22 protein-coding genes are annotated in these 18,067 nt (G+C 58.8%); all 22 read right to left on the bottom strand.

The annotated features are described in order from the left end of the window. Positions 1–142: 142 nt before the first annotated feature. The 22 genes from H8Z83_RS10710 to H8Z83_RS10605 all read right to left on the bottom strand — a co-directional run bounded on the left by H8Z83_RS10710 (position 143) and on the right by H8Z83_RS10605 (position 18,063). Positions 143–1,492, bottom strand: coding sequence for a relaxase/mobilization nuclease domain-containing protein (locus H8Z83_RS10710; RefSeq protein ID WP_187015042.1), 1,350 nt, complete (start codon positions 1,490–1,492; stop codon positions 143–145). Positions 1,493–1,634: 142 nt separating this feature from the next. Next, on the bottom strand, positions 1,635–1,928 hold the full coding sequence (locus tag H8Z83_RS10705) for a CD1845 family protein (protein WP_187015017.1): 294 nt from the start codon (positions 1,926–1,928) through the stop codon (positions 1,635–1,637). Between the two features lie 144 nt (positions 1,929–2,072). Next, positions 2,073–2,420 carry a plasmid mobilization protein gene (locus H8Z83_RS10700; RefSeq protein WP_178626138.1) on the bottom strand — a complete coding sequence of 116 codons (348 nt, stop codon included), beginning with the start codon at positions 2,418–2,420 and terminating at the stop codon, positions 2,073–2,075. After that, a complete protein-coding gene (locus H8Z83_RS10695) occupies positions 2,417–2,590 on the bottom strand; it encodes a DUF4316 domain-containing protein (protein WP_187015016.1) in 174 nt (57 codons plus the stop codon). The genes H8Z83_RS10700 and H8Z83_RS10695 overlap by 4 nt, the downstream gene beginning before the upstream one ends. A 10-nt stretch (positions 2,591–2,600) precedes the next feature. Further along, a complete protein-coding gene (locus tag H8Z83_RS10690) occupies positions 2,601–3,179 on the bottom strand; it encodes a defense against restriction DarA-related protein (protein WP_187015015.1) in 579 nt (192 codons plus the stop codon). 134 nt (positions 3,180–3,313) lie between these two features. Next, on the bottom strand, positions 3,314–3,664 hold the full coding sequence (locus tag H8Z83_RS10685; protein ID WP_187015014.1) for a cysteine-rich VLP domain-containing protein: 351 nt from the start codon (positions 3,662–3,664) through the stop codon (positions 3,314–3,316). Continuing rightward, positions 3,654–3,839, bottom strand: a complete 186-nt coding sequence (locus H8Z83_RS10680) for a hypothetical protein (RefSeq protein WP_118482312.1) — start codon at positions 3,837–3,839, stop codon at positions 3,654–3,656. The genes H8Z83_RS10685 and H8Z83_RS10680 overlap by 11 nt, the downstream gene beginning before the upstream one ends. Beyond that, complete coding sequence (locus H8Z83_RS10675; RefSeq protein WP_187015013.1) at positions 3,836–4,576, bottom strand: DUF4366 domain-containing protein; 741 nt, start codon at positions 4,574–4,576, stop codon at positions 3,836–3,838. The genes H8Z83_RS10680 and H8Z83_RS10675 overlap by 4 nt, the downstream gene beginning before the upstream one ends. Continuing rightward, positions 4,573–4,824, bottom strand: coding sequence for a DUF4315 family protein (locus H8Z83_RS10670; RefSeq protein ID WP_055060864.1), 252 nt, complete (start codon positions 4,822–4,824; stop codon positions 4,573–4,575). The genes H8Z83_RS10675 and H8Z83_RS10670 overlap by 4 nt, the downstream gene beginning before the upstream one ends. Before the next feature lie 15 nt (positions 4,825–4,839). Continuing rightward, entirely contained in the window at positions 4,840–6,483 is a 1,644-nt protein-coding gene (locus H8Z83_RS10665) for a C40 family peptidase (RefSeq protein WP_187015012.1), read from the bottom strand. Beyond that, positions 6,464–8,797 carry a VirB4-like conjugal transfer ATPase, CD1110 family gene (locus H8Z83_RS10660; protein ID WP_366464145.1) on the bottom strand — a complete coding sequence of 778 codons (2,334 nt, stop codon included), beginning with the start codon at positions 8,795–8,797 and terminating at the stop codon, positions 6,464–6,466. Before H8Z83_RS10660 ends, H8Z83_RS10665 begins: the two co-directional genes overlap by 20 nt. Then, entirely contained in the window at positions 8,781–9,161 is a 381-nt protein-coding gene (locus tag H8Z83_RS10655; RefSeq protein WP_097785037.1) for a PrgI family protein, read from the bottom strand. The genes H8Z83_RS10660 and H8Z83_RS10655 overlap by 17 nt, the downstream gene beginning before the upstream one ends. Beyond that, on the bottom strand, positions 9,149–9,739 hold the full coding sequence (locus H8Z83_RS10650) for an MT-A70 family methyltransferase (RefSeq protein WP_187015011.1): 591 nt from the start codon (positions 9,737–9,739) through the stop codon (positions 9,149–9,151). Before H8Z83_RS10650 ends, H8Z83_RS10655 begins: the two co-directional genes overlap by 13 nt. Further along, positions 9,736–10,410 carry a DNA-methyltransferase gene (locus H8Z83_RS10645; RefSeq protein ID WP_365803100.1) on the bottom strand — a complete coding sequence of 225 codons (675 nt, stop codon included), beginning with the start codon at positions 10,408–10,410 and terminating at the stop codon, positions 9,736–9,738. The genes H8Z83_RS10650 and H8Z83_RS10645 overlap by 4 nt, the downstream gene beginning before the upstream one ends. A gap of 129 nt (positions 10,411–10,539) precedes the next feature. Then, positions 10,540–11,406 carry a VirB6/TrbL-like conjugal transfer protein, CD1112 family gene (locus tag H8Z83_RS10640; RefSeq protein ID WP_187015010.1) on the bottom strand — a complete coding sequence of 289 codons (867 nt, stop codon included), beginning with the start codon at positions 11,404–11,406 and terminating at the stop codon, positions 10,540–10,542. Between the two features lie 12 nt (positions 11,407–11,418). Then, a complete protein-coding gene (locus H8Z83_RS10635; protein ID WP_097785041.1) occupies positions 11,419–11,631 on the bottom strand; it encodes a Maff2 family mobile element protein in 213 nt (70 codons plus the stop codon). 195 nt (positions 11,632–11,826) lie between these two features. Next, positions 11,827–13,665 (bottom strand): VirD4-like conjugal transfer protein, CD1115 family, encoded by a 1,839-nt coding sequence (locus tag H8Z83_RS10630; protein ID WP_187015009.1) that lies wholly within the window; start codon positions 13,663–13,665, stop codon positions 11,827–11,829. Beyond that, a complete protein-coding gene (locus tag H8Z83_RS10625) occupies positions 13,652–14,107 on the bottom strand; it encodes a PcfB family protein (RefSeq protein ID WP_365803093.1) in 456 nt (151 codons plus the stop codon). The genes H8Z83_RS10630 and H8Z83_RS10625 overlap by 14 nt, the downstream gene beginning before the upstream one ends. Before the next feature lie 60 nt (positions 14,108–14,167). Further along, on the bottom strand, positions 14,168–14,881 hold the full coding sequence (locus H8Z83_RS10620) for an antirestriction protein ArdA (RefSeq protein WP_118482324.1): 714 nt from the start codon (positions 14,879–14,881) through the stop codon (positions 14,168–14,170). A gap of 2 nt (positions 14,882–14,883) precedes the next feature. Further along, positions 14,884–15,954 (bottom strand): DNA cytosine methyltransferase, encoded by a 1,071-nt coding sequence (locus H8Z83_RS10615; protein WP_187015008.1) that lies wholly within the window; start codon positions 15,952–15,954, stop codon positions 14,884–14,886. 1 nt (position 15,955) lies between these two features. Then, positions 15,956–16,297: a DUF7768 domain-containing protein gene (locus H8Z83_RS10610; RefSeq protein WP_147563399.1), complete on the bottom strand. Its 342-nt coding sequence runs from the start codon at positions 16,295–16,297 to the stop codon at positions 15,956–15,958. 392 nt (positions 16,298–16,689) lie between these two features. Next, positions 16,690–18,063: a ParB/RepB/Spo0J family partition protein gene (locus tag H8Z83_RS10605; protein ID WP_187015007.1), complete on the bottom strand. Its 1,374-nt coding sequence runs from the start codon at positions 18,061–18,063 to the stop codon at positions 16,690–16,692. Between the last annotated feature and the right edge of the window lie 4 nt (positions 18,064–18,067).

The following is an 18,067-nucleotide window of genomic DNA, read 5'->3' as shown; positions in this document are numbered from 1 at the left end:
GGGGGATCGCGTTAGCGGCAAGCAAGGCAAGTGTATTGACACTTGCAATTTCCGCGCTGCGGAAATGCTTGTTGGGGTGCCCCCAAACCCGCTGGACTTCTGGCCACCGTGACCAGAAGAAACATTGTCTGCGTCGCCGTCCCTAACGGGCCTGCTCCTTATTGCGCTGGTTGTCCGTCAGCCCGCGCAGATGATCTACGCTACCCTTAACCGCCACCAGCTCCCGCATATCCTGCTGGGCCTTGCGGTATTCCAAATAAAGAGCTTTTTTCTGCGCTGCCAGTTGGCGGCGTTTTTCTTTTAGTACGTCCATTTTGGGGAGCTTCTCGCCGCCCAGCAGCTCGGCCATCGTCGCCTTTGCAGCCCGGTAGTCGGCCAGTTCCGCCTCATGCTCGGCAAGGTATTTCCGGCTGTACTTGGCGGCCTTATACCCATCGAACGCGGGGCGGGTCTTGGCGTACTGCACCACGGCGGCCATCAGATCGGACACACGGGAAAGCTCGGCCTCGGTCTGCTGAATGTCCTCGGCCAGCGTGTGAAACTGCTCCGTGGCAGCGTCAGTCTTTGCGGCCAAATCGTCATATTCAAAGAGCTGGTGCTCTTTCAGATATTGCAGCGCAGCCGCCATCTGTTTAAGGTTATACACCTTGGCCCATCGTTCATAGGCGGGGCCTTTGCCCTGACGCATCCGCTCCTGAATGTCAATCAGCAGATTGACACGGCGGGGTGCGGGCGCTTTCCGCGCCGTGGCCGTTCGTGTGGGAGCCTTGCCGTCAATAACGGCCTGCACGTCCTCGGGGCCGTAGCCGTCCCCCAGCGTGGACGCCCGGAAACGGGCCGCCCGCTGTTGCCCTGGCACAAGGAATGAGATCGCACCGCCGCGCCCGCGCTTGACCTCTATGCCTGCCGTTTCCATGCGTCGGAGAAAATCTGCGAAGTCCTCGGGGCGCTCCGTCAGGGCCGTGTCAATGGCAAGGCAGATCTGTTCTTTCTGCGAGAGTTTTTGATTTTCCCCCAGCCATTGACCGTAGTGCAGATACCGTCCCTTGCTGTGGAGCTTGGGATTTACGATCACGGATAGGTCGTGCTCCAGACATACCCGGTCAGACAGCCGCCGCAGGGCGAACGAGGAGCCGATGAAGTTGCGAAACTTCCGGGAGCGGTCATAGGCGGTGGAATTGTAGTAAATGTGATTATGAATGTGCTCTTTGTCTATATGGGTACAGACGAAGAATTGATACTTGCCCTTTGTCCAGCGCATCGCCGTTTCATAGCCGATGCGGTTGCCCTCCTCCGCCGTCACCTCGCCGTGGGGAAACGCCTGCCGGATCTGGTAGCATAGCGCCCCGTGTCCGGCCCTGCGGTCGGTTTCGCCCTGATACTGATTTTTGACCAGCATGAACTCGGCGTGTGCCGTGGCCGGATCGCAGAGGTAGGAGGAAACGGCCCCCAGCTTCTCCGGGTTCAGGCCATAGTCAAAGCGGTCTTTCAGGCTCTGCAGGGCCGTCCGCTTATCGGCCCGCTTGTGGGATTTGAGGTAGGTTGTGGCCGTAGGCATCCCTCCTTTCCATACGACAAACGGCGGATGGGATCAGCCGCCGTTTTCTGCATCTTCTGGCCACCGTGACCAGAACTCAGCCCGTGATGAAGCCCCGCAGGGAGCCGTTCAGCTCGTCCAGCTTGGCAAGCAGCCATCCGGCCAGCGCAGGCAGGCCAAAGGGTGAAATGGCAAACGCCATCAGCAGCCCCGCGATCCCCGTGGGAATGTCTTTCTCCACAAACAGCATCAGGACGCTCAGCAGCCCCAGCACCGACGCGAGGATGGAGAGCAAACCAGCGGAAAGACTCAGCAGGAACGAGAGCACAGCCACAAGCAGGGTCAGCACCAGCACAAAGGGAGCGGCAAGAATTTTGAATATGATCCGCATAGGGGGTTCCTCCTTTTTCCTGTATATGTCTATTATAACTCTGAAAAAATTGGCACTCAAGGATGTCCCGGCCCTCCGCACTTCTGGTCACGATGACCAGAGGTGCGGACAGCCGGGGAACGGCACGGGGCCGTTCCCCCTGTGTCACATCGTTACAATGGCGGAGAGCTGGGCCAGCAGATCAGACAGCGGCCCCCACAGGTCGGCATAGTCCTTTTGCAGCCGCTTCAGCTCGTCCGGGTACAGGCCGCCGTAGCTGTTGGCATGGATGGCCGCCTGATTGAGATTGTTTGCACAGCGCCGCTGGAGCGACACAAGCTCCTTGACAGGTTCAAGGTCAATGTGGAGCACATAGCCGCCCAACGCCATTTTTCGGATATATGCGCTCATGTTGCGGATGCCCGCCTCGGCCATGCGCTCCCGAATGACCTCCAGCTCGTCAGGCCGTACCCATACATAGATGGGGACACTGCGGACGCGCTTTTTTGTCAACGCTCCTCACGCTCCCGGCTGCGGCGCTTGGGCGGGTGTTCCCGCACCTTATCCAGCGGCTTATCCTCTGGGAGCGGCGCAGGCAGATTGTTGATGATGCCGTCGATCTGATTATAATTCTGCTCCATAGAAAGCTCGGCGTTCTTGTTGGGATTGTGTTCCTGCTCCATAAATGTCCTCCTATCTGTCGCCCCGGTCAGGGGCATTTTTCTTTGGGGCAGTTTGGCCCCGGTCAGCCTCGGCCTGTTTTGCGGCGGTTTTCATCTGCTCCCGGATCGAACGGGGCCTGTCGGGATTGTCAGGTGCAGGCCGCAGCTCATAGTCAGATGTCTGCCGTTTAGTCAATGGCCGTGTGTAGGTCAAATGCCCCCACGCCAGAAATGCCCCATTTTCAACCGGGACGCGCTGATCGTAGTTGACGATCTCATCCGGGGCGTTGCGGGGCGGCTTGGGAAATGTCCCAATGTCCACGGGGCGCTGGGTAGAGTAATACTTGTAAAGGCCGGGAGCCTCGGTCTGCTTGACACCGACGTTGTAAAGGCGCTGGTATTCCTGTACCCGCGCCGCAAAGTCCTGTTCCAGAGCGGCGCGGTCGCTGCCGTAATGCCCCCATTCATACTGCCGCTGGCCGTCTTTGTCATCATAGTAAGCCCATGTGACATAGGGCGAGGGCGCGGCGGGATCATGCCCCAGCGCAAAGCCGCGGCCATTTTCCAGCATGACGGCCTGAATGATCTCATAGCCTTGGTTTTTGTCCATACGTCCTCCTTTCCAAAATGTTAGCAATATTTCTGCAAAACCGGGCGGGGCTATGAAATCATACGCCCCGCCCATGAAGCGGCCCCGGAAAGCCCTACAATTAAGGGCGTTTTCCGGGGCCAAATGCTCACGGTCTACCCCCGGTATTTCCGCATATAGCCGCGCTGCTTCTGCCGCCTTGCGGCATGGGCACAGGCCGGGGAGCAATATCGCTGCCGCCCGTCCGGGAGAAAGGCCCTGCCGCACACCGGGCAGGGCCGGGTTTCCGTGATACGCTCCACGGCCAGCGACCTTTCCAGCACGGGATCAAGGGGCAGCACCGCAGAACGGAAATAGCGGCAATAAGCGCCCGTCCAGCATTTCCCCAGCATATAACAGGGGCAGTCCAGCGGCAGGCAGCCAGCGTCCTTGTCATAGTTGGCGCACCACCGCTTCACAAGGGAGCGGATCGCCGCCTTTTCCTGCCGGGTCAATTCACGGCTCATGTTTGCCCCCTGTCTTTGACTGAAGCCGCTCCCGGTAGCAGAACACGCAGCCGATCCCATGCCAGTAGGGACAGCCATCACAGCGGGAGCCTTTGGGCGGCAGGTTGGGCGGGACACCCTTGAAGTAGCTCTTTTCTTTCATAAAGTCCTCATAGGGGCTGTCGGTAAACCTCATTCCTCACCGTCCTCGTCCCACGGCGGCCCGTCATCCTCGGGATCGGTTTCGTCATAGTCCTCCGCGCCGTCATATTCGCCGCCGTAGTCCGCCTCGGACTCAGCGGCCCGCTGCTTCTTGGGACGGTAGATTTTGAAGTACCAGCCAGCGCCGCCGCCAATGACCACCACGGCCAGCGCCAGCAGAAGCATACCGCCGTTGCCCGTGGCCTTGGGCTGCTCCGGCTCGGGGTCAGGCTCCGGCTCTACCACGGGCGCAGGCTCCGGGGCCTTACCCTGGCACTCGCTCATGTTCACGGCGCAGACAGCGCAATCCGTGTTGATGGCACCCACGGCACATTTGTCGGTGCAGGAGCACTCCGGCAGCTCACCGCCCGCCGCCCGCATCGCCGCCAGCAGGTCGGCCTCGTCCACCATGTTCAGAAAATAGGTCTGGTACTGTTCGCCGTCCTCGTCGGTGGGCTTATCGTAGTCAATGACGATGTAAAAGGTGCTGCCGCCGCTGGTCTGCACCGTGATGAACTGCTTGTTGGTGGCCTTATCGTAGAGCAGGTCACGGGTCACAAGGTTGCCGTCCTCGGTGAAGCCCTCGCCGGGGTCAACGGTTTCCGTGGGCAGCGGCTCCACCGGGTCAAGCCAATCCCATTCCTCACCGCCCCCGGCGTAGGCCGTGACCGCCATACTACCCATGAGGACGGTCACACAAAGCGTCATCAGCAAAAGCCGCAGTTTTTTCATTCCGTCACCTCCGTCTGTTCCGTTGGCTTCTGGCCACCGTGACCAGAAGCACCGCCCCGAAGCTGCTGGAGCACCAGCGGCAGATCGGCAAGGGAGATACTCATACCGCGCACGATCTCCACGATCTCGCTGTTTTCCGCTTCCAGCTTCTTCTGCTCCAATTCTTTAAGCCGCGCCTGCTGCTCGGCAATTTTGGCCTTGACCTTTTCAATCTCGGCCTCGATTTTTGCGCTTTTCGTAATTGCCATATCAAAAAACCTCCTTTACGGTAGTCGCCCGTAGGCGTAAAGATGGGACTGCCAATAGCTGCTGTTGAGGTTGGCATAGCTGATGGGGTCGCCACAATGGAGCATCCAGCCGTCGCCCACATAGATGCCTACATGGGAAACGCCTGCTGTGTCATAGGTGCCGACAAAGAACACCAGATCACCGGGCCGAGGGCTGCTCGTCCGGGAGCAGGTGTTATAAAGGCCCTGCGCCCCCAGCCGCCCGAAGTCCCAGCCGCATTGATTGTAGACGTAGCTGACGAAGCCGGAGCAGTCAAAGGACGTGGACGGGCTGCTGCCGCCCCACACATAAGGGAAACCGAGATATTTTTCCGCTTCTTTCAGAATGGTGGCAAAGGTTTCATCATCCAGATAGGACTCCGGGACTTCATGCTCCGGCGGGCGATTGGTGATGTATTTTCCGATATAGCCGGACGAGGGGAACAGATCGGGCCGGTTCCCCAGCGTGGACATATACAGGGCGTACATGGAAAGCTGCTCCTCGGACATCATGTAAACCGGTACGTGGGAGAGATTGAAGTTTTCCAGCGTGACATAGCAGATGTAATAGTTGTACGGCACCTCCACATCGTAGTTGTTTCCCTCGCTGTCCGTCCGGGTGACGGTGCGGTAGCGCACCTCGACCACCACATCCTCGGTCAAAATGTACTGGCGGCCAAAGAGGTCTTGCAGCGTCCCACGCACCTCGTCCAGCGTCCACGCGCCCTCATGGAGCGCGGAGATCATGGAAATCAGTACATAGGGATCGTGTTCAATGGTGTCGAGGTCAAAGTGATACTCGTCGTAGTCGTGGGTACGGGTGTAGGTGTCGAGGCAGCGTTGCAGCTCGTCCTCCAGAGCGCAGTAGGCGGCCTCGGCTCCCAGCATATCCGCGTCCTCCGCCTTATAGGTGCTGGCGGCGATGGCCGCAAGGGTGCTGTTTCCCACGGACACCATCGAGGACATACACGATTGCAGGGTCAGCACCACCAGCAGGCAGCCCAGCGCAAGCAGCGTCCCCACGGGATGCCGCTTGACGAACGCCGCCGCTTCCCGGACAAACCGCTCTGTGGCCGATACGGTTTGTTCGGCGGCTTTGGCGGTCTGCTTGGCGGTTTCCCGCGCCTTGCGCTGATACTCCCGTTTCAGCTTGTGGCGGTGCCATAACCGGGCGGCGGCGCTCTGCGCCTCCGGCTGCTCCTGTGCAAACTTGCGGGAATGGTAGTCCGCCGTGGCCTTGATGTACCGGGACTCCGCACGGGCGGCAGCCTTGGACGGGTGCTCCCGGATGGCCCTGCGTACCTTGTGCCGCCCATAGTGCAGCGCGGCCTCGCCGGAACGCTCCACAAAATGACCGCCCTCCACACCTACATTGTCGCGCTCCTCCTGATACACCTTTCCATGCAGAAAAGCATGGGTTTCATGTCCGGCGATCCGGGCGATCCGCTTGATGGGGCCGGGCTTTTTCGGCGGCTTCTGCTTTGCCAGCCTTTCACGGGCCTTGTTCAGCCGTTCCTCCCGGCTCTCCATGCGGAGCTTGGACTTGTGGAGCTTGGCCTGTTCGCTGTCGGTATGGAACTTCTGGCCACCGTGACCAGAAGCAACCTCGCCCTCGGGCGGCTTATTCTGTCTGTTTTCCATTGGCGGCGTCCTCCGGCTTGGTGGTCAGCAGGTCGTATATCTCGCCACGGGGGAAACGGTCAACAAACGGGATGGTGACGCTGCCATAGAACAGCAGGCCCTCGCCGGAGTTGGACTGCGTGATATACGATAGCTGGTGCTCTGAAATGCCGATCTGCTTGGCAAGAATGGCGCGGTCACTCTGCGCCTGCGACAGCAGGATCATAAAATCCGTATTATCCAGAATGTTCTCGATCTCCCGGCTGGCCAGCAGGTCTTTCACATTCTGCGTCAGGGCCGAGGGGACACAGCCCTGTTTGCGGAGCATCTTCCAGACGGTCACAAAATAGCTGGCGGTCAGCGGGTCACGGAGCAGAATATGGAACTCGTCAAAATAGCACCACGTCGCCACACCGTTTTTGAAGTTGGTTCCCACCGCAGAAGTGACAAAATCGTTGGTGATGTGCATGGCGATCTTGCGGAGGTTTTCGCCCATGCCTTTGAGCACAAAGCACACCACGCGGGAATTGAGGTTGACGTTGGTAGGATGGTTAAAGAGGTTGAGGGAGCCTGTGCAGTATAGCTCCAGCGCCGTGGCGATCCGCTTGGCCTCCGGCTCCGGCTGGCGCAGCAGCTCCTCATACAAATCTTGGAGCAGCGGCGTTTTGGCCGTTTCCAGCCCCAGCGCCATTTCCCGGTACACCTGACGCACACAGCGGTCAATGACGGTTTTCTCGATGGGCTGCAAACCATCCCGGCCTCCCACCACCAGCTCACACAGCGACAGCAGAAAATCCGCTTTCAGGGACAGGGGGCTGTCCCCGCCGCCCATGTCCATCTGAACATCCATCGGGGAAATGTGGTTGGGGCTGTCCGGCGCGATCTCGATGACCTGACCGCCCAGCCGCTCCACCAGCGGGGCATATTCGCCCATCGGGTCTACCACGATGATGCGATCCTGCGGGATGGCAAGAAAGACGTTCAGCAATTCACGCTTGGCGGCAAAGCTCTTGCCGCTGCCCGTGGAGCCGAGGTAAAGACCGTTGGCGGATTTCAGCTTTTTGCGGTCAGCCATGATGACGTTATGGGACAGGGCGTTCATGCCGTAGTAGAGGGACGGGCCATCCATGCGAAGCTCCCGCGTCATAAAGGGGACGAAGATGGCCGTGGAGCTGGTGGTCATGCCGCGCTGAATTTCAATGCCGTTGTAGCCGAGGGCCAGCGAGGACATATAGCCCTGCTCCTGCTGCCAGTCCAGCCGCTTGACGGCGCAGTTATATTTCTGCGCGATGCCGTTGACGGTGAAAATGTCGTTTTCCAGCCGCTCCCGCGTTGGGGCGGTGTTGACAATCAGGAACGTCAAGAGGAACATTCGCTCGTTGCGGCTTTGCAGGTCGGCCAGCAGTTCGGCGGCGTCCTTGGAAAAGGTAACAAGATCGGGCGGGAGAATGTCAGGGTCATATCCGGCGCGGGTGGCCTTGCGCTGCTCCTCCACTTTCATCTTGTCGATGTCGGAGATTTTTCCCTTGACCGTTTTAATGGCCTTGACCTGATCCACCGTCTGAATGTGCATGGTGACGGTCAGCTCGGCGTCCAGCTCCAAAATCTCCAACAGCAGCTTGTCCGACAGCTCCGACGCCATAATCTGCAAATAGGACGCCGCGCCCCATGTCTGGCCCACGCGGAACGAGCGGCTCTGCCGGAAGTCAAAGCTGTCCGGCACGATAAAGTCTTTCGTTCCCATGCCCGTATGGGCGATGTCCGCCCACTTGAAGCGGAACGGCTCCCGGCTGCCGGGGTGAAGCTGGCCGTGCAGCAGGGCAAGACGCTCCCGCCCGTCGAGGGGCTGGCTCTGTACCCCCAGCCGCTTAAAGTTGCCGATCACGTCCGCCTCTACACGTTCCAGACGGGGCCGGGCGGCGGCCACATTTTCAGCGGGGATGCAAAAGGTGACGTACTTGGCCCGTTCGATACCGTTGTTGCTTTTGGCAATCTGGTTTTTCAGCATCCCCGTGTATTCCGTGCGGACGCTGTTGAAGCGGTCATCCGCCTCGGAGATATTCACCTTGTAGCGGCTCCCGGAGCGGCTGCGGCGGTTGACAAAGGAAAGCTGGAACGGCAGCGAACTGTCAAAATAATTCAGCCACGAACTCCAGCCGCCGAAAATGGCCGTCTGATCCTCGGCGGACGCAACGGAATAGTTGATGTCCTCATATTCCAGCGTTTTTGTGTAGACACCGCCGGGGAGCTGACAAATGCCGTCTGGCAGCATCCGCACATAGGGAATGGTCTGCTGGGCCGATATGGTCGCCGGACGATTACCGGCCCGCGTCAGGCTTTTTGACTTCTTGGGGCTTTTGCTCAAGTGTGACCTCCTTTCCCGCAAACGGGGCGTAGATATTCTGCGTCTGATAGGGCCTCACACCGGGCCGCAGGAACTTGGCCCGGATGATATTCCGCGCCACCTTTTCAAAGGGCAGGCCGTCACGCTCATACATTGCCATGAAAAAGGCCGGGAGCATGAGCGCGATCATCAGGAACATCGCCCCGGTGCCGCCCAGTGCGTGACGGGTCAGCAGATACACGGGGATGCCCACGGCAGCCGCGCCGCCGAAGCAGATAAGCTGGCGGCGGGTAAGGTTAAAGGCAATTTTCGTCTTGATCTTGGAAAGATCGTTGGGAACATTCACATAGGGCAAGATACGTCCTCCTTTCCGCTATCTTCTGGCCACCGTGACCAGAGGCCCGCTGTCGGCTCCACCTCGTTGCCCCACACGTCCCAGCCGGGAGGGGTCTGCCGTGCGAACAGCTCCACGCGGGGCCTGTCGCCCATGAGGGCAACGATCTTGTCCCGCGTTTCGTCCGGCTTTTTGCTGTGGGCCTCGATGGGCGAAATGATAAACTGGTGAATATCGGCGGCCTGCCGCTTTGGGTGTCCCTTGGTCGCCAGCAGGCAAACCTCAGCGTTGGCCCGCGTCCAGAAGCCCAGCCCATAAAACCAGCTATCCGCCTTTTTGTTCTTTTTGAGCCAGACAAAAGCGACGCTTTTATAGGTGAAGCCCCACGCACGGATCAGCCGCAGGGCCTCCGGGAGCTGCGGGAACGTGGCCCACATGAAAAGGGCACTGTCCTTGGCCGCAAGCTCGGCCACAGGCAGCGCGCACAATTCATCAATGCTCATGGTGGGGTAATGGTTTTCTGCCGCCCCCTGCACTTTCTTTGCGGAGTAGCGCCACGGGGGATCGGCGTAAATAATTTCGTAGGTTCTTATCATCATTCTCCTTTCCCGCCCCCGGCCACAGCCTCCCGCGCCCGCCGGATGCGCTCCGTGGCGGGGCCGTAAAAGGCCGGGGCGGTTTCAAAGCAGACAAAGCGGCGGCCCGTGTTCAGCGCGGCCACGGCAGTTGTGCCGGAGCCAGCGCAGATGTCCGCCACCACCTCGCCGGGGCGTGTGTAGGTGCGGATCAGGTACTCGCACAGGGCCACGGGCTTCTGCGTGGGATGTACGGTGGTTGTCACCGTGGGGAACGCCAGCACGTTCCCCGGAAAGCGCCGCCCGTCGGACTCCCCGCTGGTGCGTTCAAACTCCCCGTAGTTGGGGCTGCTCCCGCTGCAACGGTGGATTTTCTTGTACGGCTTGCCCTGCTCAAACTGCGGAAAGTAGGCCGGGGACTTCTGGTAGAACACCAGAATGTTCTCCGTCTTTTTCAGCGGAGCGCGGCGGGCATTGAGAAAACCCGTGCAGCGGCTTTTGTACCATACCCACTCATAACGGAGCATGGCGAGGTTGGACGCGCCCAGCACCTTGTCATAGGGGCATTGTGCGAAAAACAGCACCGCGCCCTCCGGCTTGACGGCCCATTTCACCGCCTCCCACAGCTCCGGGAGCGGCAGCGGCACATCCCAAAAGTTCCGGGTCGTGCCGTAGGGCGGATCGGTCAGAAGCATATCCACGCTATGCTTCGGCAGGGAGCACAGGCCCTCAATGCCGTCGGAGAGGTGCAGGCCCTCCGGGATCGGCCTCTGGCCACCGTGACCAGAAGCGGCGGTATCAGCGATAAGATCACCTTTCCTTTCTCAATGGGCGCTGAAGATACTTTTGGAGATCGTCCCGGTTTTCAGCAGCATGAAGCACAGAAGCACCGTATAGCCGATACAGCCCCAAATCGCGCCGATGGGATCTCCGCCTGTGGCGATCCCCTGAATGAGCACCGCATAGATGGCAACGCAGACGAGGATCAGCATACCCTGAAAGCCCACGGCAAACAGGGAGCGCAGATAATTCTGGCCCATCGCGCCAAGCTCCCGGTTGGAGAGCGTCGCCACGGGGATGGGGGCTAAACTGGTCAGCAGATATATCTCGATCATGCGGCCATAGACGATCACGAAAATAAAAATGTTCAGCGCCAGCATGGTAAACTTAATGAGGAACGATTGCAGGAACAGGCCCAGCAGAGAGCCAAGCTCCATCGTTTCAAGGGTCATTTCCAGATCGGCCAGCATATCCGGCGTGATGTTGGTTTCGCCTGTGACGATGCCCGCCGCGCTTGCGATCACGCTTTGGGACACGTCAAAGACCGCCATGACGATATTGAATGTGTTGGACAGGATCAGGATGGCACAAGTGGTTTTGAATACCCATTTGTAGATATTCGCCACGTCGAACTCGTGCATATTGTTCTTTTCCAGTATCATCTGGATCAGCTCATAGGTGGCAACAAAGGTCAGGATCAATCCGGCAATCGGCAATATCACCGTTTCGGAAAGCTGCCGTATCAGGGAGAACACCCCGGCGTTCCATGCCGCCGGAGTAGTCCCCACCTGTACGGATATTTCCCCGACGCGGGTATTTACCGTTTCAAACAGCCCCTCGAGGTTTCCCATGATGCCCTCGATCAAAAGCCCTTTGAGCCATTCCGTGATCCATTCGGTGAGAATACCCATCGGCAGCTACCCTTAAAACAGGGTAGACAGCAGAGGGATCAGGGTCGTGCCCAGCACGATGATGCCGCCGCCCGCCATAAGCTGTTTGATGCCCTGGCTTTTGGCCGCTGCGTTATCCGAGCCGTAGCCCTCCAGCAGATTGACCACGCCCCACACGGCAAGGCCAGCGCCCAGCGCCACGACGAGAGTTTGCAGGGTAGTAACGGCAGAAGCAAAAAACTGCATAAATCCTCCATTTCTCCGGGATGTCCCCGGCCATGAAAAAAACCGCCATTTCTGGCGGCAGCTACGAATCCTCTGGACTCGTCGCCGCAAACTTCATATCGTTCATTTCCGCGCAAGCGCGAAAAATCACTTATTCCGTTGCGGCTCCTCTTCCCACAAAATCTCCGATTTTGCGGGAGCCCTTTTTACCAGAGGTTATACAAAGGCGTCCGGGTCGTCGAGGTCGTCATAGTTGAGGATGTCCTCGTCCTCGCCTGAGAGCGCCTCGTCCGGCACGTCCACCTTGTAAACGGTATAGGTTTCGTTGGGGTTGAGCTTGTCCATCCGCCGCGTCACAAGGCTGTTGAGGTCAAAAGCGTTCTTCACCTTGTCGGTCTCGGCGGTGTATTTGTAATTGGGATGTTGCTTCAAATCGTACTTCTTGGAGTAGAACGGCGGCAGGCCCCGAAGCTGCAAAATGCACCGATCTCCGGGCATGGTGGCAAGCTCGCTGGGGGTCATCAGCTCCCGGCCCAGCCGCTGGGTGTTCTGGCTGTAACTTTCGGACTGGCCCCGTGAACGTCCCTCGGTCTGCATGGAGATGGTGGCCTTACCCAGCCAGTTTTCCGAAATTTCCTTGATGGTGGAGCTTTCGCGCCCGCCGAGGAACAGCACACTATCCATGTTGCCGAGAATGGTTTCCGCGTTCTTGTCGTAGATGGCCTTGCACTGCGCCAACTGCTGATACAGCAGACACAGGCTGATCTCACGGGAGCGGATGACGGCCACCAGCTTTTCAAGCTGGGGCACCTGTCCCGTATTGGCCGCCTCGTCCCACAGTACCCGCACATGATGGGGCAAGCGGCCCCCGTGAACATTGTCCGCCCGTTCACACAGGAGGTTGAACATCTGCGAAAAGGCCAGCGCCACAAGGAAATTGTAGGTGCTGTCCGTGTCGCTGATGCAGAAAAAAGTAGCCGTCCGGCGATCTCCCATGCGGTCAAGCTCCAGCTCGTCATAGGACATGATCTCCCGAAGCTGTGGAATGTCAAAGGGGGCCAGACGAGCGCCGCAGGAAATGAGGATGCTTTTGGCCGTCTTGCCGCTGCTTAGCTTGAATTTGCGGTATTGCTTCACGGCGAAGCAATCCGGTTTGCGTTTGGCAAGGCCGTCAAACATATAATCCACGGCGTTTTTATAGTTTTCATCATCCTCCTTGACCTCCATGCCGGAGATCATGTCCACCAGCGTATTCATATTCCGATCCTCGGCAGGCCCCTCGAAAATGATGTAGGCAATCAGGGCGCAGTACAGAAGCGTTTCCGCTTTCGTCCAGAACGGATCGCCCTCCTTGCCCTCGCCCTTGGTGTTGGTGATCAGGGCGTTCACGAATTTCAGGATGTCAGCCTCGTTGCGGATGTACGACAAAGGGTTGTAGTGCATGGACTTGGAAAAATCTATGCTGTTGAACACCTTGATTTTATAGCCCCGGCGCTGGAGAAAGGCCCCGACCTGCCCCAGCACGCCGCCCTTGGGGTCTACCACCACATAGGAAGAATGGGCCTGCAAAAGCTGCGGCGTGAGCCAAAAGCGGGTCTTGCCGGAGCCGGACGAGCCGATCCCGCAGAAATTGAGATTGCGGGCGTTTGCGGGATTTTTCGGGCGGGTATTCATGGTGAGCCGTTCTGTGGCGGTCAGCAGCATATTGTTTTCAAACTTGGGATCAAAGAACGGCTTGATGTCTGCTGCTGTACCCCAACGGGCTGTGCCGTACTCGGCATCGCGGCGAAATTTCTTTGCTTTTTTCGCCTTGCAGTAGATCAGCAGCCGGAAACCGACTGCGCCCACAATGCCGACAAACCAATCCAGCGGGGCAAGGCTGGGGGCAAAGCTGGCAAAGGCCGCACCGATAGTCTGGCCCAGCCCCAGCAGCTTTTCACCGAAGCCAGCGCCAGCGGCCAGACGGTACGCTGTGCCGATTTTCAGGCAAAACCAGCCGATGAACAGATACGGGATATTCGGAAGAACATACTTCCTGATTTTATCTGTCGCCATGCGCCGCCTCCTTTGTCAGTTCCCGCTGGGGCTGCTTTTTCACCTGTTCCTCCGCCTGCCGGAGCTGCTCCCGGATCGGCGTCTGCCGGGACTTGGCCCGTTTCAGCTCCAAACGGGAATACTCGGCAAAGCAGCCTGTGATGGCATCGGCCTGCCGTGCCTTGAACAAAAGCAGATATTTTTCATCCCCCACACGGCGGATGGCGTAGTCCACGCCCCATTTCCGGGCCACCTTGTCAAACAGCTTGGGCGTGTCCACCTCAATGGCGTTGGTGTCCCCGCCGTGGCCCATGAGCTTTCGCACACTCTGCTTGCCGTGGGGCGTCTGTGCCTTGCGGTGCTCCTTGGCGATCTTCCGGCCCACGGCGGCCACCACATAGGCCAGCGCACGGGCGGTCAGCTTGGACGCCTTGACGCTGACAGCGATGGTTTGCCGGGACACTTCATCTCCGACGATAGCTTACACCTCCTTTGCCCTCTGGCCACCGTGACCAGAAGCGGCCTATCTGTCCTCGCGGCTGGCGGGGAGCCGCTGCTTTTCCTCGTTCAGCGCCGAACGGTCTATGACCTCCTGATACGCCGCCATCTGCTCCCGGATATTCAGCTTGGGATAGGCAAAGATGCGGTGCTCCGGGGGAATGTCCTCCATTCCGTGATACCGCTCCACAAAGTTGCCGCCGTTATTGAACACATAACCGCCGGGGGCAAAATGGCCGCCGTCGTTGATCCGTGCGTCCCGCCCGTAGGCTTCAAAGTCGAAGTAGGGCAGCACATTATCCGGCACATCCAGCATTTCCATTTCCTCGATATAGACCCGGCCCAGCGCCTCCTCGCTGTCAATGCCGGGGTAGAAGTCATAGCAATCCAGATTTTGCGCGAGATTGATCAGGTCATGGACGCTGCCTGTGTATTCGCCGCTGTCAATGACGGCTTCAAACTTTTCAATATCGCTCTGGTCGAGGTCAGACAGCACATGGGCCAGATGGTTCAACTCGTCAATGCTTTCATACTCGCCCAAATGGTCATACAGGCCCAGCACATCACCGTCAAATGAGGTAATGAAGATTTCCTCATACCGTACCCCATCCACGCCGATGCGCTTCAAAAGGGCCTGCACCTCCTCCGTGGTGGCCGGGAATTTCAGCGTTTCGCCTACAAGCCGCCCCTCGTTATATTTGCCGAGGTTGGTAATGTAGGCTTCAAACAGGGATGACATTTTCAGCACCTCCTTGTCAGAACGTCGTATATGCCGCGCATAATGTACTCAGCACAGGGCAGCGCGATAGCGTTTCCCAGTGCCCGGTAACGGTGGGCGGGCAGGATTTCCTCACTATCCGCGCCGTACTTTGTCCAGCCCTCCGGCAGCCCCATGAGCCGTTCACACTCTCTTTCCGTTGGAAAACGGACACAGCCCCCGGCAGGATCGTCCTCATACCAAAAGGCAAAGGGACTGACCGCGCTGGCTAACAGAGTGGGAAAAGGGTCAGTTGGCAATCCGAAGCTGTTTCGGAACGCCTCCGTTGTCCGCTCCTTTGCCGATGCCCGCATACGGTAGCATTGAAAGGGTCTGGTGATCGGTACACGCCGCCCTGCTTCAATAAAAGAGCCTCGATCTCCGCAGGCGGCGGACAGCCAGCAATTTCCGCCAGACGCAGAAATTGACTGCACTGTGCGGGGCTTAAAAAGTATTTCGTTGGAACATTGTCCTCCAAAGTCTGCCACAACAAAGACGCGCTGCCGTCGTGCCAGTCGGGGGCTTGCCCAATGCTGGGCGTCCATGAGCCGCCATGCGAGATCGGGTGTGTGCCCTCGCACCATTCCGGCTCCTGCCCATTTTCCAGAAGCAGGCATTGAAATGTCGGCGGCTGTGAACGCTGAGAGCACGGCTCTAAAGTCCATCCGGTCATTTGAAAAAAACGCTCCCATGACGTTCTCCCAAACAGCGATTGCTGGAAATATACCATTTGTCGCCTCCCTCATTTCACGGATAATACGGATCGCATGAAAGAACAGGCTGGATTTTTCCCCGGCAAGACCGGCCCTGTTGCCGATCTGTGAGAGGTTCTGGCAGGGTGAGCCAAAGGTGATAATGTGGACAGGCGGAATGTCGCCGCCGTTCAGCTTTGTCACATCTCCTAAATGCGCCATACCGGGAAAGTGGCGTTTCGTGATGGAGATAGGCGCTTTTTCTATCTCGCTGGCCCATGCGGGCACGATGCCGCAGTGCACCGCCGCCAGCGGGAACACGCCGATCCCGTCAAACAGGCTTCCCAGCCGGATCTCGTTCATATCAGCGGCGGCCCTGACGCTTTACGGTCAGGATGCCGTCCAGCGTGGTTGCCGTGATCCCCAGCCGCTGGGCCACGGCCACATCGTTTTTCATGCCTTCCGTGGAGATGCTGCCGCACACCACCAGCACATGAGAGCGGCGAAGCAGGTCGCGGCCCATGTCGATGCCGCTCTTATGTTCCTCGGGAACGGCGTCGTTCAGGAAAAGCGGCTGATAGAGCGTGGGGCAGATGGGCGAAAAGCCCGCCTCATAGACAGCGCGGCAATACTTGGCGGCCTGCTCCGTCGCCTCGCAGGGATCGCCGCTCCACGCGGCGGTGATATACGCAAGGGGTCGTTTCATTTTGAAAACCTCCATTTTTATAATGTGGTGGGTCAACCTTTTTCCCCCGCCCTTTTCCAATCTTGGAAAAGGGGGCGGCTCTGGAGGATATACCCCCGCCGCTTGCCGGAGAAAAAGCACAGCCGGGGCAGGCGGTCAAGGGCAAGGCCGCCGCACACGGCGGGGCGAAGCCCCCTTGACAGCCCACTCCCGCCTGTGCTCGATTACGGGCGGCGACGGGGGATATAACCGCAAGAGCCACATCGTCGGCACAAACTTCATATCCCTCACTTTTGCGGATGGCAAAAGCTCGATCATTCCGTTGCGCCTCCTCTCCCCACAAAGTCTTGCGACTTTGCGGGGCACCCCGGATAGGGCAGCAAAAAGCCTCTGGTCATGGTGGCCAGAGGTCGTTACTTCTCCATATCCATTTTCTTGTCGGGCTTGGCAAGCTCGGGCGGCTGTCGCTCTTTCCAGTCCTCCAGCAGCGTCATGATCTGGTCTTTCATCTGCCGGGGCGTGGCCTCCTTACCAAAAAACTTTTCCAGTTCAGCGCCAGTAATAATCACGTCACGATCCTCCTTTTTCTTTTCTTCACACAAAATACCGTCGATCACGTCTGGGGAGAGCTTGTTTTCCTTGTCCAGCTCACGGAGCCGCTTTGCCTGCCCCTTGGAGGGCGAAGCCTGCTGGCCCTCAATGGACACGGCGATATACTTCTGGTGCTTGGGGCGCACACGGGAAATTTCCACAGCCGGGGTGAAAGACAGCTTTCCGTCATCCATCGTCTGCTTCAATTCCGGCACAAGATCATTGAGCCAGATATACCGCTGCACGGTTTTCACGCTCATGCCGTTGCGCTGGCCCACGCTTTCAAGAGAGAGCTTTCCGGCCTCGGCGCTGTCGCCTCGTGCTCCCTGATGCTTGATGGCCTCATACTGCATTTTCAGGGACAGGGCCTTTTCGCTGGGCAAAATCGTTTCACGCTGACGGAGGTTGTCATCCGTCATAGCGAGAATAGCCTCGTCATCCGTCATATTGCGGACGATACAGGGCATATTGCGATACCCGGCAAGCTGGCTGGCCATCTGGCGGCGGTGGCCCGCGATGATCTCATAGCCGCCGCCCTCACGGGGACGCACCAGTGCGGGCTGGTTGACGCCGCCGTTGCGGACGCTCTCCACCAGAGATTTCATTTCCGCATCGTCACGGACACCAAAAGGATGATCCTTGAACGGGTGCAGGTCGGAAAGGTTAAGATAGACGATTTCCTCTTTTTCGGCGCGGGTAGCGTCGCGGGGTGTAGGCGGCACTTCCGGGGCCGGAGGTGCTCCCTTTTCCTCGGGGGCTGCATGGGTTTTGCCAGCCTTGGGCGGCTTGGTCTGCTCCGGGGCCACTTTTTCCGCCTTGGACGGGCGGCCACGGCGGGGCTTTTCCGCCTGTGTCTCTTTCTTGGCCCCCGGCTCGGTAGGCGCAGCTTTTTCGGATTTTGCGGGGCGGCCCCGTTTGGGCTTGGTTTTCTCCGGCTCCGGCATGGGCTTTTTCCATTCCTGCTTGCTGTACTCGGTGACGGAAACAGGCTGGGCTTCCGGCTCCTTGGGGATGTCCGTCGGAGCATCCTTTTCCGGCGTGGAACGCACAGCGGAAAGGTCGATCACCTTTGCGGACGGAGCGGGGCCGGCGCCCACATCAGGGATCTCGGCCTGCTCCTTTTCCGGGGCTTTTCCCGGCATTTCAGGCGGGGTCTGTTCCTCCGTGGTAGGGGGATGCTTGTTTTCTTCTGCCATGACA

Origin of the sequence: Dysosmobacter segnis, from assembly GCF_014297285.1 — a bacterium.
GTDB classification, from domain to species: domain Bacteria; phylum Bacillota; class Clostridia; order Oscillospirales; family Oscillospiraceae; genus Oscillibacter; species Oscillibacter segnis.
This window is presented reverse-complemented; position numbering and strand designations above follow the sequence as displayed.

Coding starts and splice junctions, on each gene's coding strand:
- H8Z83_RS10705 (WP_187015017.1), bottom strand. CDS start 1,928: ATGCGGATCATATTCAAAATTCTTGCCGCTCCCTTTGTGCTGGTGCTG.
- H8Z83_RS10695 (WP_187015016.1), bottom strand. CDS start 2,590: ATGGAGCAGGAACACAATCCCAACAAGAACGCCGAGCTTTCTATGGAG.
- H8Z83_RS10690 (WP_187015015.1), bottom strand. CDS start 3,179: ATGGACAAAAACCAAGGCTATGAGATCATTCAGGCCGTCATGCTGGAA.
- H8Z83_RS10685 (WP_187015014.1), bottom strand. CDS start 3,664: ATGAGCCGTGAATTGACCCGGCAGGAAAAGGCGGCGATCCGCTCCCTT.
- H8Z83_RS10680 (WP_118482312.1), bottom strand. CDS start 3,839: ATGAGGTTTACCGACAGCCCCTATGAGGACTTTATGAAAGAAAAGAGC.
- H8Z83_RS10675 (WP_187015013.1), bottom strand. CDS start 4,576: ATGAAAAAACTGCGGCTTTTGCTGATGACGCTTTGTGTGACCGTCCTC.
- H8Z83_RS10670 (WP_055060864.1), bottom strand. CDS start 4,824: ATGGCAATTACGAAAAGCGCAAAAATCGAGGCCGAGATTGAAAAGGTC.
- H8Z83_RS10665 (WP_187015012.1), bottom strand. CDS start 6,483: ATGGAAAACAGACAGAATAAGCCGCCCGAGGGCGAGGTTGCTTCTGGT.
- H8Z83_RS10650 (WP_187015011.1), bottom strand. CDS start 9,739: ATGATGATAAGAACCTACGAAATTATTTACGCCGATCCCCCGTGGCGC.
- H8Z83_RS10645 (WP_365803100.1), bottom strand. CDS start 10,410: ATGCTTCTGACCGATCCGCCCTACGGCACGACCCGGAACTTTTGGGAT.
- H8Z83_RS10640 (WP_187015010.1), bottom strand. CDS start 11,406: ATGGGTATTCTCACCGAATGGATCACGGAATGGCTCAAAGGGCTTTTG.
- H8Z83_RS10635 (WP_097785041.1), bottom strand. CDS start 11,631: ATGCAGTTTTTTGCTTCTGCCGTTACTACCCTGCAAACTCTCGTCGTG.
- H8Z83_RS10630 (WP_187015009.1), bottom strand. CDS start 13,665: ATGGCGACAGATAAAATCAGGAAGTATGTTCTTCCGAATATCCCGTAT.
- H8Z83_RS10620 (WP_118482324.1), bottom strand. CDS start 14,881: ATGTCATCCCTGTTTGAAGCCTACATTACCAACCTCGGCAAATATAAC.
- H8Z83_RS10615 (WP_187015008.1), bottom strand. CDS start 15,954: ATGAACGAGATCCGGCTGGGAAGCCTGTTTGACGGGATCGGCGTGTTC.
- H8Z83_RS10610 (WP_147563399.1), bottom strand. CDS start 16,297: ATGAAACGACCCCTTGCGTATATCACCGCCGCGTGGAGCGGCGATCCC.
- H8Z83_RS10605 (WP_187015007.1), bottom strand. CDS start 18,063: ATGGCAGAAGAAAACAAGCATCCCCCTACCACGGAGGAACAGACCCCG.